This window comes from Stenotrophomonas africana, assembly GCF_013004645.1.
In the GTDB taxonomy this organism is placed as follows: domain Bacteria; phylum Pseudomonadota; class Gammaproteobacteria; order Xanthomonadales; family Xanthomonadaceae; genus Stenotrophomonas; species Stenotrophomonas africana.
In genome coordinates this window covers 153,206-167,400 of the sequence record NZ_JABEME010000002.1, presented here as the reverse complement: position 1 = coordinate 167,400, position 14,195 = coordinate 153,206, and the positions used below count along the sequence as shown (strand labels likewise).

The window sequence follows — 14,195 nt, the reverse complement described above, 5'->3', positions numbered from 1 at the left end:
GGACTCCGCCGCCCACAACCAAGGCCATCGCACTGATGGCCGCGCCGATGCTCGATACCTACCGCGAGGTGGTGACGCCGGAGGGTGTGCTGCTGCAGTTGCCGGCCGCCGGCCCGCTGCCGCGGGCGATGGCCTGGCTGGTGGATCTCGGTGTGCGCATCGCGGTGCTGGTGCTGATGTCGATCCCGCTGGCACTGCTGGACAAGTTCGGCTCCGGCCTCTACCTGGTGCTGATGTTCCTGGTCTACTGGGCCTACCCGATCATCTGCGAGGCACTGTGGGGCCGTACCCTCGGCAAGCGCGCACTGGGCCTGCGCGTGCTGTCGCGCGATGGCGCACCGGTGGGCTGGATGGCGTCGGTCACCCGTAACCTGCTGCGTACCGTGGACATGCTGCCGTTCGGCTATGCATTGGGCCTGATCAGCAGCCTGTTCGACCCGCATGGCCGCCGCCTGGGTGACCTGGTGGCCGGCACGGTGGTGGTGCACGCGCCTGCGCTGTACCTGCCGCCGCCACCCACCATCGACAGCGTGCTGGCCCCGCCGCAGCCGCTGCGCCCGGATGAACAGGCGGCGCTGATGGCCTTTGCCGAGCGCGCGCCCCGCTTGTCGGCGGCGCGCCAGCAGGAGCTGGCCGGCATTGCCGAGCCCCTCACCGGCACCCACGGCCAGGTCGCCGTGCTGCGCCTGTATGCCATGGCCAACTGGCTGCTGGGGCGGCGATGAAGCAGGAACAGTTCGTCGCCCGGTACCAGCAGGAATGGCAGGACCTGGAGCACTGGCTGCTGCTGCGCGCCGGTGCTTCGCGCCGCACGCGGCGCAAGGCCAGCGGGCTGGCACTGGACGACACCGCCGTTCCACAGCGCTACCGCCGCCTGTGCCAGCAGCTGGCGCTGGCCCGTGAGCGCGGCTACAGCCCACAGCTGGTGCAGCGCCTGCAGCAGCTGATGCAGCAGGGCCACAGTGTGCTGTACCGCACGCGGCCAACGCGCTGGCGCGCGACACTGGAATTCCTGGTGGCCGACTTCCCGCTGCTGGTGCGCAGCCAGGCACGCAGCATGTGGGTGGCACTGCTGATGTTCGCGTTGCCAGCAGTGGCCTGCTTCGTGCTGGTGCAGGTCTATCCGGATCTGATCCACATGCTGATGGACAACCGCCAGATCGCCGAGATGGAGCGCATGTACGACCCCGCGGCCGAGCGCCTGGGACGCGACAGCGGCACCGACTGGATGATGTTCGGCCACTACGTCATGAACAACATCAGCATCGCCCTGCGCACCTTCGCCAGCGGCCTGCTGGCCGGGCTGGGCACGCTGCTGGTACTGCTGTTCAACGGCGTGACCATCGGTGCGGTGGCCGGCCACCTGCAGCACATCGGCCACGGTAGCCCGTTCTGGCGCTTCGTGGTCGGCCATGGCGCTTTCGAGCTGACTGCGATCGTGATCGCCGGCGGTGCCGGCCTGCAGCTGGGCATGAAGCTGCTGGCCCCCGGCCGGCGCAGCCGCCTGGATGCACTGGTCGACGGTGGCCGCATCGGCGCGCGGCTGTGCCTCGGGGTCGCCTTCATGCTGTTGGTCGCCGCCTTCATCGAAGCCTTCTGGTCATCAATCGCCGAAGTACCCGCATGGGGCAAGTTCAGCGTGGCCGGCGTGCTCTGGGCCGGCGTGCTGTTGTGGCTGTGGCGCGGCGGACGCGGAGGCGGCGATGCGCATTGACCGTCTGGACGTGGTGCTGCGCGCGCGCAGCGGCTGGGAAGCGATGGAGCTGGGCAGTGCCCTCACCCGCCGCCATGCGCGCGCAGTGTGGGGCAGCTGGCTGCTGGCCAGCGCTCCGCTGTTCGTGATCTTCAATGCACTGGGCTGGTGGCTGGATGCCTTCGGCTGGGCGTGGCTGGCGATGTGGTGGTGCAAGCCACTGTTCGAGCGTGCGCCGCTGTACGTGCTGTCGCGCGGCATCTTCGGCGAACCGGTCGGCACGCTGGCGGCGCTGCGCGCGCAGGGTCACTGGGGCAACAGCGGCTTCTGGGGCTACCTGGGCTGGCGCCGCTTCAGCGTGCTGCGCAGCCTGTGCCTGCCGGTGAACCTGCTGGAAGGCAACACGCCTGGCCAGCGCGGTCCACGCCGACGCGCGGTGGCGGCCGGCGCCGCAGGTGCGGCAATGGTGCTGACACTGACCTGCATGGCGTTCGAAGCGGTGCTGGTGTCAGGCGGGATCGGTGCGGTGTTCATGTTCATGCCGCTGGAGCTGATGTCCGAATCCTGGCGCGCCGCATGGGACATGATCGGCCAGGACACACCCGCATGGGCGCGGGCGGGCTTCAACCTGGCGTGCTGGCTGGCCTCGGTGCTGATCGGACCGTTCTACGTCGGCGCCGGCTTCGGCCTGTACTTGAACCGGCGTACGCAGATGGAAGCGTGGGACGTGGAGATCGCCCTGCGCCGCCTGCGCGATCGCCTGCTGCCGGCGGCGTCGACGCTGGCGCTGCTGCTGTGCCTTGCCCTGCCGCTGGCCTCCGCGCCGGTTCATGCGCAGGCGCAGACGGTCGCTGAGCAGGCCGACGATGCCGACGATGCTGAGGTGGACGAGGACAGCGCGGAAGAACCGGCCACTGCAGCCAACGACCCGGCCAATACCCCGGCCATGATCTTCGGCGGTACGCCGGTGGACACCGCCGGTTTCCGTCAGGCAGTGAACCGCGCCTATGAAGACCCGCTGCAGCGCCCGACCCGCCAGGTCACGCGCTGGAAGCCGATCGAGCGGGCCGAGGAAAAGAAGAAGGAAGACAAGCAGCTGCAGCGTGACACCAACAGCAAAGGTGAACGCAAAGCGCGCAAGGATGGCATCGCCTGGCTGGCGCGGCTGGCCGAATGGGGCCTGTGGGGCCTGCTCGGCATCCTGCTGCTGGTGTTGTTGCTGACCGCGCGGCTGTGGCTGCCGTGGCTGCGGGGCAGTGGCCGGCGCAAGGCCGAGGCAGCACCGCAGGTGCTGGAGGAGCAGGTGGAACTGCCGGTGGTGCTGCCGCCGGACGTGGCCACCCAGGCCGGCCTGCTGTGGGACCAGGGCCGGCCGCGGCAGGCACTGGCCCTGCTGTACCGCGCCAGCGTGCGCACGGTGGGCGAGCGCAGCGGTATCGCGCTTCCACCCGGTGCCACCGAAGCGCAATGCCTGCGCGCTTCGCGGCGCATGCCCGAGGCCAGTGACCGCGACCTGTTCGCACGCGTCGTGCGCATGTGGCAGTACGCCGCCTACGGTGGCCGCCTGCCCAGTCGTGCCGATTTCGATGCATTGGCCGATACCCTGCGCCAGCAGTTCGGGTGGCAGGCATGAGTCCGCGCCTGTTCTGGTCGCTGCTGCTCGGTGCACTGGTGCTGTTCGGCGTACCGCTGACCATCCTCTACCTGCGCACGCACGAGCGGGTGACCGAGACGATCCGGCTGCCGCCACAGGGCGAGGCCGCCTACAACCCGCTGTATGTACTTGGCCAGGCCCTGCGCGCCGATGGCATCCAGGTGCACTCACGGCCGCGTCTGGAAGTGCGGCAGATGACGCCGGGGCGCCATGACACGGTGGTGCTGCTGCAGGACAGCAGCGAACTGCCGGTGCCGGCGGTGAAACAGCTGCTGGACTGGGTGGACCAGGGCGGCCACTTGCTGGTGCGTACACCGCCACCGGCCGAGGACGATGCCAGCAGCACGCAGGGCCCCCTGCTGGACCAGTTGGGCGTGGACAGCCTGTTCCAGCGCAGCGACTGCCAGGCCTTCCATGTCGACGACGATCCGGGCCACGTCGAATTCTGTGGTGGCCGCCGCTTCACCCTGGGGTTTGCGGCCAGTGCGCAGGCCGAACGCCGCTGGGGCACGGATCGCGACCTGGTGTTCGCGCGCCTGCGCCATGGCCAGGGCAGAGTGAGCGTGCTGGCCGACATGGAGTTCATGCGCGGCGAAGTGGACTCACCGGCGGCGCGCCTGGCCTCTGCCGCAGGCAAGGCCAGCGACGGCCTGCACGATCCTGCCCATCGCGACCTGACCCGCTACCTGCTCGATCCGAACTACGGCAAGGGTGCGGTCTGGCTGGTCTATGCCAGCCGCCCGCCGTCGCTATGGTCGCGCATGTTCTATCAGGGCTGGCCGCTATGGGCACCGCTGCTGCTGGCCCTGCTGGGTTGGCTGTGGAGCCGCTCGCAGCGCTTCGGCAGCCGGCTGCCGTCACCGGTGCTGGAACGCCGTTCGCTGCTGGAGCACGTGCGCGCCAGTGGCGAACTGCTGCTGCGCTTCGGTCACGGCATACGCCTGTACGAGGCCGTGCTCGCCCTGTTCCTGCACCGCCTGCGCCTGCGCGCACCGATTGCCGCCGCACTGGAGGGTGCGCCACGCGATCAGGCCATCGCCGAGCTGCTGAAATGGCCGCAGGCCCGCGTCGCCAGCGCGCTCACGCCCCCTCCGCCACACGATTCCTCCGCCCTGCGCGAGCGCATCCGCTTGCTGCTCCAGATGAGATCCCTGCTATGACCGAAGTCCCCGAGCTGCCGGCGGCCGCCAACGCCCGCCTGATTGAACGCGTCGATGCCATCCGCGATGCCATCGGCCACGCCTTCATCGGCCAGGCCGAAGTGCTGGACCAGATCCTGGTGGCCCTGCTGGCCGGTGGTCACGTACTGATCGAGGGCGTGCCCGGGCTGGGCAAGACCCTGCTGGTGCGCGCACTCGCACAGGCCCTGGAGCTGGACTATGGCCGCGTACAGTTCACCCCCGACCTGATGCCCAGCGACGTCAGTGGCCACGCGGTGTACGACCCGAAAAGCGAGAGCTTCAAGATCCGCCGCGGCCCGGTGTTCACCAACCTGCTGCTGGCCGACGAAATCAATCGTGCACCGGCCAAGACCCAGTCGGCACTGCTGGAAGTGATGCAGGAAGGCCAGGTGACCATCGAAGGCAAGGCCTTCACCCTGGCGCCGCCCTTCATGGCGCTGGCCACGCAGAACCCGCTGGAGCAGGAAGGTACCTACCCGCTGCCGGAAGCACAGCTGGACCGCTTCCTGCTGAAGGTGCTGATCGACTACCCGCAGCTGGAGGACGAGAAGCGCATGGTGACCGCGATCACCAGTGGTCGTGCCGCCAGCGATTTCGACCTGAGCCAGGTGCCACGCGTGCTCGGTGCCGGCGAACTGCTGGAGTTGCAGCGTGCCACTGCGGCGATCACCGTCGATGACGAAGTGATCGACTACGCTGTACGGATTGTGGCCGCTACCCGGCAGTGGCCGGGCATCGCGGTCGGTGCTGGCCCGCGCGGCAGCATCGCGCTGGTACGTGCCTCGCGCGCGCAGGCGGTGCTGGCCGGCCGCGACTTTGTCACGCCGGACGACGTGCGCGACATCGCGCGCCCCGCGCTGCGCCACCGCATTGCACTGGCCCCGGAACTGCAGATCGAAGGCCAGGACGCCGACGACGTGCTGGGCGCGCTGCTGGCCAAGGTGGAAGCGCCGCGCCGATGAGTCCGGCCCCGCTGCTGCTGGCGCTGCTGCTGACCTGGGCTGCCCTGGGCGGCCTGGTGCTGGGCGGGTTGCTGCCGCGCTGGAGCTGGGCGCTGGCGGCGCTGGCGATTGCCGTGCCGGCGTTGATGGATCTGTGGCGGCAGTCGCGGCGTCCGTCACCGCAGGTGCAGCGAGAACTGCCCGAAGCGCTGGCACTGGGCGTGCGCCGCGAGGCTGCACTGCGGTTGCAGGCAGACGCGTCGATGACGGTGCAGGTGTTCGACCTGGTGCCCGGCGGTTGGCCGCTGGAATCGCTGCCACAGCGCGTGCACCTGCAGGCGGGCACAGCTGCCACCCTGCACTACCTTCTGCAGCCGCTGCAGCGCGGGCATTTCCGCTTCGAAGGCGTGCACCTGCGCATACGCTCGCCGTGGCGCCTGTGGTGGCAGCAACGCACGCTGCCCCCCGCGCTGGACGTGCGTGTCTATCCGAACTTCGTGCCGCTCACCCGCTTTGCGTTGTTCAGTGCCGACCAGGCCTCGCGGCTGGTCGGTGCGCACGTGAAGCGCCGCCGGGGTGAAGGCACCGACTTCCACCAGATGCGCGAGTACCGCATCGGCGACAGCCTGCGCCAGCTCGACTGGAAGGCCACCGCGCGTGCGCGCAAGCTGATCTCGCGCGAGTACCAGGACGAGAAGAACCAGCAGCTGCTGCTGATGCTCGACAGTGGCCGGCGCATGCTGGCCAGCGAAGGCGGGCTTTCGCACTTCGACCATGCCTTGAACGCTTCGCTGGTGGTGGCCTACCTGGCGCTGCGCCAGGGCGATGCCGCCGGCCTGTTCGCTGCCGGCGGCGAACGCCGCTGGGTGGCGCCGCAGCGCGGCATGGGCACCGTCGAGCACCTGCTGCGCGCCAGCTACGACCTGCAGCCGCGCGCGGTGGCCACCGATTATCTGGCCGCCGCCACCGAGGTATCGCTGCGCCAGCGCCGGCGTGCGCTGGTGATGCTGGTCAGCAACGTGCGCGACGAGGACATCGAGGACCTGCTGGCCGCGGTGCGCCTGCTGCAGCGGCGCCACCTGGTATGCGTGGCCAGCCTGCGCGAGCGCGAGCTGGACGGCGTGCTGGAGGGCGAAGTGCAGACGCTGGAGGATGCCACCCAGGCCGGTGCAGCGGCGCTGTACCTGCAGCAGCGCGCGAAGGCGCACGACGCGCTGCGCAGCGAAAAGGTCATGGTGCTCGACGTGACCGCCGATGCCCTGCCGGGCGCACTGGTGGAGCGCTACCTGGCGGTGAAGCGCGAAGGGCTGCTCTGATACCAGTGATCGCTCTGGTGGGTGCCAACCTTGGTTGGCACGAAACCCACAGCGCCGACCAAGGTCGGCATCCACCAACACCGGTTGCCGGCCAGCGGCCGGCATTACCCCTGCAACAACCGCCGCTGCAACCGCTCCACCGCACGCTGCAGCAGCACCCGGTTGCGGGCCAGCTTCATCCACTGCGGCAGGCGCGAAAACATGGATCCATTGGTGACGCCCGCGCGCTCGCGCAGAGGCGCGGCAGCGTAATCGTGCAGTGCCTGCAGATGGGCCTCGTTGTAGGCCCACAGCACGCCAGCCGCGGTCTTTTCGATCAACCGCAGCGGCAGGCCGAAGTGCGGGTCGATCGCCTCATTGCCACGCCACCGCGACAGCGTGACCTCCACCTCGCTGCTGCGTCCGCACTGACTGCAGTCCGCCGCCAGCGTCCGCAACGGCGACGTTGCACGCGCGCGGTGCAGCTCGACGCGGACCCATTTGTGCCCACAGTATCCGCAGGGACGATAGCCGCTGTAGCGCACCGGTCCGACCCAGTCGCCCGCAACACAGCAACCGCAGCCGCATCCACTGTCGAGGGCTGCGCTACAGCCCAGGCAGCGGAAACGTCGCGATTCCGACGTCCCCACCACCCAGCCGGGCGTATCGCAGCGATGGCAGCGCACCGCGATCCGGTCCGAATAGCGCCACAGGGCGTGGCCGTCATCCAGATGCCGACCCGGCAGTGGCGCAGGCCGCATGTCGCGATTGCGCCGCACCGCCATCAGACGTAGATCCGCGTCGGCGCCTCATCGACGATCGCGTGCGGCACGAAGCGCGCACTGTCACGGGTGATCGCGCTGTCGTCCTCACGGATGCCGATGCCGCAGGCGTGGTCACCGATCACCCAGCTGCCGATCAGCGGGTAGCCGCCTTCGAAGCGGGTGAGCGGATGCGCGCGCTGGATGATCGCCGGGCCGTCGTAGGGACCGTCACTGCGCTGGGTGCTGCCATCGGCCAGGTGCATCTCGATGTTGGCACCTTCGCGCGAGAACAGCGGCTTGCGCACCCACCCCGACGCCAGCGTGCTGCCGTCGTCGAAATGCGCTTCCAGCAGGTTCGGGTGACCGACGTTGCGCTGCCACAGCAGCGGCAGGATGCCCTTGTTGCTCAGCACCGCCTTCCAGGCCGGCTCCAGCAGCTGCACGCCCGAACCGGGCAGCGCGCGGCCGAATTCCTCGGCCATCAGGTCTTCCAGCGGGTACAGCTTGAACAGCGTGCCGATCACCGAATCATCCAGCGCGGTGAAGCGTCCGTCGTCGGACAGACCAATGTCCTCGATGGCGATGGCCTGGCCATGCAGGCCGGCCTGCGAGGCGCAGTCGCGCAGGTAGTCGACCGTGCCGCGGTCTTCTTCGGAACTGCCCACCGCGCTGAAATACAGCGGCGGTGGCAGCTGCGTGGCCAGTTCGCCGAAACGCTCGACCAACGCCTCGTGGATGGCGTTGAACTGGTCGGCATGCTGCGGCAGGCGACCGGCGTTGCGCTGGTCTTCCAGCCACTGCCACTGGAAGAAACTGGCCTCGAACAGCGAGGTCGGCGTGTCGTAGTTCAGTTCGTACAGCTTGGCCGGGCCGGTGCCGTCATAGGCCAGGTCCAGGCGGCCGTAGAGGTGTGGCTGGCGCTGGCGCCAGCTGTCGGCGATCCAGTCGCGGTAGTGCGACGGAATCGCCAGCTGGTCCATCAAGCGTTCGCTGGCGATGACATCGCCAACCAGGTCCAGCGCCATCTGGTGCAGCTCGGCGCTGGGGTCTTCGATGTCCTGTTCGATCTGGCGCAGGGTGAAGGCGTAGTACGCGCTTTCATCCCAGTATGGCTGGCCGTCGATGGTGTGGAAGCGGAAACCCGCCTCTTCCGCGCGTGCCCGCCACTGGGCACGCTCGGCAATACGGATACGTTGCATGGGTCGATCAGCCGCCGTAGCTGCCGCTGGTGCTGCGGCGCGCGCTGGTGTTGCCGAAGCCACCACGGCTGGCAGTGACCGCACGGTTCGGCTCGCTGGTGACCGGGGCCAGGCCGGCCTTGCCGGCGCCGATGCCGCTGGCGGTGTTCAGGCCGCCGCTGCCGCCCGGAGCCGGGCGCGCCCAGCCGGCGCTCTTGTCCTGGTAGGCCGGCGACGCCGCCGGCGCCTGCGGGGCCAGGCCACCGCGGTTGCTCAGCATCTGCGACATGAAGAAGCCCATCATCATCGGGCCGATGAACGAGGTACCGGCCGAGGTGTGCTGCTGCACGCACTGTTCCGGCTTGTAGTCCTTCTCGCAGGCTTCCTTGCTGGCGTACTTCGGCGCGGCATCGGCGGCCTGCTTCTGCGCTTCGGCAAAGGCATTGCGGCACGACGACGGATCGCCGGTGGCCTCGGTGCAGGCCTCCACCGAGGTGTACAGGCCTTCCTGCACCTTCACCTCCGGCTCCTTCTGGCAGGCGGTGAACAGCAGCGGCGCGGCGCTCATCAGCAGCAGCGCGGTGGTGCGGGAACGTTTCATGGCCTCATGCCCTGTCGACGGATCAATGCCCCAATGATGCCAAATCCGGACCAGCAACCGGAATCGGCAAAGTCCGAAAGATGAACGGACTTTCATTTTCGTCATTCCCCATAATCCACGCATGGCGTGGATCTACCGTGTCGACCAAGGTCGACACCTACCAGGAGCAGAGCGCCGGCCCCGACAGATCGCAGGAAACTGTCGAAGGCGGGGTGGGTCCGGTTGCGGGGGCGTGATCCAGTGGTTGCAGCAGCAACCGAAAAAATTGGCCATGATCATGCGACCCCCACGTCGTACGGCCCGCCCGTTCCGCCAGCCATGCCCGAATACCGTTCCCGCACCTCCACCGCCGGCCGCAACATGGCCGGCGCCCGCGCCCTGTGGCGTGCCACCGGCATGAAGGATGGCGACTTCCACAAGCCGATCATCGCCATCGCCAACTCCTTCACCCAGTTCGTGCCTGGCCACGTGCACCTGAAGGACCTCGGCCAGCTGGTGGCACGCGAGATCGAACAGGTCGGCGGCGTTGCCAAGGAATTCAACACCATCGCCGTGGACGACGGCATCGCGATGGGCCACGACGGCATGCTGTACTCGCTGCCCAGCCGCGAGATCATCGCCGACGCCGTGGAGTACATGGTCAACGCGCACTGTGCCGACGCACTGGTGTGCATCAGCAACTGCGACAAGATCACCCCCGGCATGCTGATGGCCGCGCTGCGCCTCAACATCCCGGTGGTGTTCGTCTCCGGCGGGCCGATGGAAGCAGGCAAGACCAAGCTGTCCGAGCACAAGCTGGATCTGGTTGATGCGATGGTGGTGGCCGCCGATGACAGCGCCTCCGACGAGAAGGTCGCGGCGTTCGAGCGCAGCGCCTGCCCCACCTGCGGTTCCTGCTCGGGCATGTTCACCGCCAACTCGATGAACTGCCTGACCGAAGCGCTGGGCCTGTCGCTGCCCGGTAACGGCACCACGCTGGCCACCCATGCCGACCGCGAAGCGCTGTTCCGCCGCGCCGGCCGCCTGATCGTCGAACTCTGCCACCGCTGGTATGGCGGCGAAGACCCCAGCGCGCTGCCGCGCGGCATCGCCACCCAGGCCGCATTTGCCAATGCGATGACCCTGGACATCGCCATGGGCGGCTCCACCAACACCATCCTGCACCTGCTGGCCGCGGCGCAGGAAGCGGAGGTCGACTTCGACCTGACCCACATCGACGCGCTGTCGCGGCGCGTACCGCAGCTCTGCAAGGTGGCACCGAACACGCCGAAGTACCACATCGAGGACGTGCACCGCGCCGGTGGTGTGTTCGGCATCCTGGGTGAACTGGACCGTGCCGGCCTGCTCGATACCACGGTGCCGACCGTGCACAGCGCCAGCCTGGCCGACGCACTGGAACGCTGGGACGTGGTGCGCAGTGACAACGACACCCTGCATACCTTCTTCAAGGCCGGCCCAGCCGGCATTCCCACCCAGGAGGCCTTCAGCCAGGCCACGCGCTGGCCGACGCTGGACGTGGACCGCGCCGAAGGCTGCATCCGCTCGCTGCAGCATGCGTACTCACTGGAAGGCGGCCTCGCCGTGTTGCGCGGCAATCTGGCCGTGGATGGCTGCGTGGTGAAGACCGCCGGCGTGGACGAGTCGATCCACGTGTTCGAAGGCCCCGCGCGCGTCTACGAAAGCCAGGACGCCGCCGTCGCCGGCATCCTCGCCGACGAGGTGCAGCCGGGCGAGGTGGTGGTGATCCGCTACGAAGGTCCGAAGGGCGGCCCCGGCATGCAGGAAATGCTCTATCCGACCAGCTACCTGAAGTCGAAGGGACTGGGCAAGCAGTGCGCGCTGCTCACCGACGGCCGCTTCTCCGGCGGCACCTCGGGCCTGTCGATCGGCCACGTCTCACCGGAAGCGGCCAGTGGCGGTGTCATCGGCCTGGTGGAAGATGGCGACCGCATCCGCATCGACATCCCCGCCCGCCGCATCGATCTGCTGCTGGACGAGGCCACGCTGGCCCAACGCCGCGCCGACGCTGATGCACGCGGCTGGAAACCGCGTGCGCCGCGCCCGCGCAAGGTCACCAGCGCGTTGAAGGCCTACGCCCTGCTCGCCACCAGCGCCGACAAGGGCGCGGTGCGCAACACCGCCCTGCTCGGCGATTGATGCCGATCCGGTAGCGCCGGCCGCTGGCCGGCATCTGGAAAAGGGGACGGAGGGGATTAAGTCGTTTGAGGCACAAACGACTTAATCCCCTCCGTCCCCTTTTCTCAGCCGATCACGCGCTTGAACGGGGGCAGCGCGTCGATGATGCGCTTGCCGTAGCGGCGGGTCAGCAGCCGCGAATCGAGGATCACCACGCGGCCGGTGTCGGTGGAGGTGCGGATCAGGCGGCCGGCGAACTGGGTCAGCGTGCGCAGCGCATGCGGAATGGCGATCAGGTTGAAGGCATTCAACCCGCGCCCTTCGAACCACTCGCTGAGGGTGGCGGTCTGCGGGTCGGTCGGCACTGCGAACGGCACCTGGGTGATCACCACCGTGGTGCAGGCTTCGCCGGGCAGGTCGAGGCCTTCGCCGAACGAGTTCAGCCCGAACAGCACCGAGCCCTCACCTGCGGCCACGCGGCGCAGATGCTCGTCGATCAGCCGGGTCTTGGACATCTCGCCCTGCACCAGCACCTGCTTGCGGCGCGCGGCCGACATCAGCCCAGCCACCTTCTCCATCTTCCAGCGCGAGGTGAACAGCACCATCGAGCCTTTGGCCCAGTCCAGCTCGGTGTCGAGGTAGCGCGCCACTTCGCGCGGGTGGCCTTCGCGGTCGTCCGGGGTGACCGGGAACTTCGGCACGATCAGCTCGGCCTGGTTGGGCAGGTCGAACGGCGACGACAGCGAGACCATCTCGGCCTCTTCGGGGATGCCGTTGTCGATCGCCAGCGACTGGAAGTCGCCACCGCCGGTCAGCGTCGCCGAGGTCATCACCACCGAGTCCACTTCATCCCACAGCAGCTTGCGCAGCACGTGCGCGGCCGATACCGGCGAGCCGTGCAGCACCAGGTCGCCATCGCGGGTAGCGGTGACCCAGCGCGCCATCGGCGGCGCGCCGTCCTTGTCCTCACGGCGCCAGGCCTGCCACAGGTTGTACTGCTGCTCGATCATTTCCAGCGCCATGCCCAGGTTGCGCTGCAGGCGCTCGCGCGCGGCATCGTCCGGCTTGCCCTTGGCCACCTGCGCGGTGGCGGCGTGCGCCCAGTTGTAGAGGCTGCGGGTATCGTCGGCGAGGGCCTCGATCGGCTCGCGCCAGGCCTCGGGCAGGCGCCCGTTGGCCGCGCGCCACATCGGCTCTTCGTCCGCCGGTGCCGGCATCCACACCCGCTCGATGTGATCGCGGAACGCGCGCAGCTGCTTGGCCACGTTGCTGGCGACTTCGATCGCTTCGTTCGGCAACAGGTTGCCGAGGCGATCCTTGTCGACCGCGCGGTAGGCACCGGCGATCAGGATCTGCAGGCGGCCGGTGCGCTTGGCCATCTCGTCCAGTGCCAGGCTGGCCGCGCCCTGGTCGATCGCCACGTTGCCGATGTGATGGCCTTCGTCCAGCACCAGCAGCATGTCCGACGGCGGCGCGATCAACGGTTGGCCATTGTCGCTGTCGCCGATCGACAGCGCCGACAGCAGCAGCGCGTGGTTGGTGACCACGATCTGTGCGTCGCGCACCGTGTTGCGTGAGCGCAGCACCGCGCACTGCGCCGAATAGGCACAACGGCGCCCGGCGCAGCCCGAAGCCGGCGTGGTGATGCGGCTGCGCAGGCCGGGGCTGATGGTCTCCGGTGCGTTGTCGATGTCGCCGTCCCAGCTGCCGCCGGTGAAGGCGTCGGTCAGGCGCTTGGCGATGTCCATCTCGATCGGCGCCAGCGGCCGGTCGAACAGTGGCGCGTCATCCTCGAACATGCCGCCCTGCGAGCCCTCGCCCTGCGCCTCGGCGGCATTGCGCGTGCACAGGTAGCGGGTACGGCCCTTGGCCAGCGCCACGGTCGCTTCCAGGCCGGTGGCTTTGAGAAAATTCGGGATATCGCGCTCGACCAGCTGCGACTGCAGGGCCACGGTGCCGGTGCTGATCACCAGCTTCTTCTTGGTGGCCAGCGCGATCGGTACACCTGCGGTGAGGTAGCCCAGGCTCTTGCCGACACCGGTGGGCGCCTCAACCACGCCGACGCCGCCGCTTTTCGACAGCGCGCGCGACACCACACCGATCATCTGGCTCTGCGAGCGGCGGGTGGAGAAGCCGGGTGTATTGGCCTGCAGCGTCGTGTACGCCTTGCGGATCGCGTCCTTCAAGGCGTCATCAAGCGTGCGCGGAGCGGCGACGGTTTCGGTCACGCCGGGAATTACCGTGGCTGGATCAGGCCGGTCATTGTCGCATGGCCGGCCACGTTCACTGCTGCTGGCACCCTGAACGGGCCAGCGACGACGCCCGCTGGCGGTCCCGGTCCAGTGGCCGGACCATCCCAGGGGCAGATACGCCGGGCATGGCCCGGCGCTGCCGCTCAGGTGGCCGGGATCGTACGGCTACGCAGCAGGCGCACCAGTGCCCAGACCAGCAGCACCACGCCGATGGCCTCGACCATTGCCAGGGCGAAATGCAGCACGCCGAGGATGGTGCCCATGCCTGAGATGGCGCTGAAGTTGCCACTGCTGACCAGCCACATCGGCAGGACACCCGCCGCCAGGCCGCCCAGGCTGGACAGCAGCAACAGCACCAGGCCGACCAGGGCGCCGGTGCGGGTGGCATCGCGCGGTGCGCCGACCACCCAGACCAGCCCGATGCACAGCGCGATCAGCACCGGCAGGCGCACGCCGACCATGCTCAGCACGGTCACCATCAACGTTGTGCTGTCCATCGA

General features: G+C 68.7%; 12 protein-coding genes. 7 read left to right on the top strand and 5 right to left on the bottom strand.

Annotated elements, in window-relative coordinates:
• The first annotated feature begins 35 nt into the window (after positions 1-35).
• From HLA98_RS05035 to HLA98_RS05010, 6 genes are read left to right on the top strand one after another with little or no spacing between them, the layout of a single operon-like run.
• Positions 36-725, top strand: coding sequence for an RDD family protein (locus HLA98_RS05035; RefSeq protein ID WP_057500996.1), 690 nt, complete (start codon positions 36-38; stop codon positions 723-725).
• Entirely contained in the window at positions 722-1,714 is a 993-nt protein-coding gene (locus HLA98_RS05030) for a stage II sporulation protein M (RefSeq protein ID WP_057500997.1), read from the top strand. Before HLA98_RS05035 ends, HLA98_RS05030 begins: the two co-directional genes overlap by 4 nt.
• Positions 1,704-3,326, top strand: coding sequence for a DUF4129 domain-containing protein (locus HLA98_RS05025; RefSeq protein WP_057500998.1), 1,623 nt, complete (start codon positions 1,704-1,706; stop codon positions 3,324-3,326). Before HLA98_RS05030 ends, HLA98_RS05025 begins: the two co-directional genes overlap by 11 nt.
• Positions 3,323-4,507 (top strand): DUF4350 domain-containing protein, encoded by a 1,185-nt coding sequence (locus HLA98_RS05020; protein WP_057500999.1) that lies wholly within the window; start codon positions 3,323-3,325, stop codon positions 4,505-4,507. Before HLA98_RS05025 ends, HLA98_RS05020 begins: the two co-directional genes overlap by 4 nt.
• Positions 4,504-5,490, top strand: coding sequence for an AAA family ATPase (locus HLA98_RS05015; protein ID WP_012512415.1), 987 nt, complete (start codon positions 4,504-4,506; stop codon positions 5,488-5,490). Before HLA98_RS05020 ends, HLA98_RS05015 begins: the two co-directional genes overlap by 4 nt.
• Positions 5,487-6,785, top strand: coding sequence for a DUF58 domain-containing protein (locus HLA98_RS05010; protein WP_057501000.1), 1,299 nt, complete (start codon positions 5,487-5,489; stop codon positions 6,783-6,785). Before HLA98_RS05015 ends, HLA98_RS05010 begins: the two co-directional genes overlap by 4 nt.
• 104 nt (positions 6,786-6,889) lie before the next feature.
• Here the strand turns inward: HLA98_RS05010 and HLA98_RS05005 are convergent, their stop codons facing one another.
• The 3 genes from HLA98_RS05005 to HLA98_RS04995 are packed head-to-tail and all read right to left on the bottom strand — an operon-like array spanning position 6,890 to position 9,307.
• Positions 6,890-7,549 carry a hypothetical protein gene (locus HLA98_RS05005; protein WP_057501001.1) on the bottom strand — a complete coding sequence of 220 codons (660 nt, stop codon included), beginning with the start codon at positions 7,547-7,549 and terminating at the stop codon, positions 6,890-6,892.
• Entirely contained in the window at positions 7,549-8,727 is a 1,179-nt protein-coding gene (locus HLA98_RS05000) for a glutathionylspermidine synthase family protein (RefSeq protein ID WP_057501002.1), read from the bottom strand. Before HLA98_RS05000 ends, HLA98_RS05005 begins: the two co-directional genes overlap by 1 nt.
• Positions 8,728-8,734: 7 nt before the next feature.
• The gene (locus HLA98_RS04995; RefSeq protein WP_014038869.1) at positions 8,735-9,307 is read right to left on the bottom strand and encodes a DUF1190 domain-containing protein; all 573 of its coding nucleotides are present in this window, start codon (positions 9,305-9,307) and stop codon (positions 8,735-8,737) included.
• A 318-nt stretch (positions 9,308-9,625) separates the two neighbouring features.
• Here HLA98_RS04995 and ilvD point away from each other — a divergent pair, with 318 nt between their 5' ends.
• Complete coding sequence (gene ilvD, locus HLA98_RS04990; RefSeq protein ID WP_057501003.1) at positions 9,626-11,464, top strand: dihydroxy-acid dehydratase; 1,839 nt, start codon at positions 9,626-9,628, stop codon at positions 11,462-11,464.
• Positions 11,465-11,568: 104 nt separating this feature from the next.
• Here the strand turns inward: ilvD and dinG are convergent, their stop codons facing one another.
• Positions 11,569-13,671, bottom strand: coding sequence for an ATP-dependent DNA helicase DinG (gene dinG, locus HLA98_RS04985; RefSeq protein ID WP_057501004.1), 2,103 nt, complete (start codon positions 13,669-13,671; stop codon positions 11,569-11,571).
• A gap of 167 nt (positions 13,672-13,838) precedes the next feature.
• Positions 13,839-14,192 carry a hypothetical protein gene (locus HLA98_RS04980; RefSeq protein ID WP_049445074.1) on the bottom strand — a complete coding sequence of 118 codons (354 nt, stop codon included), beginning with the start codon at positions 14,190-14,192 and terminating at the stop codon, positions 13,839-13,841.
• Positions 14,193-14,195 lie beyond the last annotated feature (3 nt).

Bases quoted from the DNA above. Each gene is read 5' to 3' on its own strand.
- HLA98_RS05035 (WP_057500996.1), top strand. From the start codon at position 36: ATGGCCGCGCCGATGCTCGATACCTACCGCGAGGTGGTGACGCCGGAG.
- HLA98_RS05030 (WP_057500997.1), top strand. From the start codon at position 722: ATGAAGCAGGAACAGTTCGTCGCCCGGTACCAGCAGGAATGGCAGGAC.
- HLA98_RS05025 (WP_057500998.1), top strand. From the start codon at position 1,704: ATGCGCATTGACCGTCTGGACGTGGTGCTGCGCGCGCGCAGCGGCTGG.
- HLA98_RS05020 (WP_057500999.1), top strand. From the start codon at position 3,323: ATGAGTCCGCGCCTGTTCTGGTCGCTGCTGCTCGGTGCACTGGTGCTG.
- HLA98_RS05015 (WP_012512415.1), top strand. From the start codon at position 4,504: ATGACCGAAGTCCCCGAGCTGCCGGCGGCCGCCAACGCCCGCCTGATT.
- HLA98_RS05010 (WP_057501000.1), top strand. From the start codon at position 5,487: ATGAGTCCGGCCCCGCTGCTGCTGGCGCTGCTGCTGACCTGGGCTGCC.
- HLA98_RS05005 (WP_057501001.1), bottom strand. From the start codon at position 7,549: ATGGCGGTGCGGCGCAATCGCGACATGCGGCCTGCGCCACTGCCGGGT.
- HLA98_RS05000 (WP_057501002.1), bottom strand. From the start codon at position 8,727: ATGCAACGTATCCGTATTGCCGAGCGTGCCCAGTGGCGGGCACGCGCG.
- HLA98_RS04995 (WP_014038869.1), bottom strand. From the start codon at position 9,307: ATGAAACGTTCCCGCACCACCGCGCTGCTGCTGATGAGCGCCGCGCCG.
- ilvD (WP_057501003.1), top strand. From the start codon at position 9,626: ATGCCCGAATACCGTTCCCGCACCTCCACCGCCGGCCGCAACATGGCC.
- HLA98_RS04980 (WP_049445074.1), bottom strand. From the start codon at position 14,192: ATGGACAGCACAACGTTGATGGTGACCGTGCTGAGCATGGTCGGCGTG.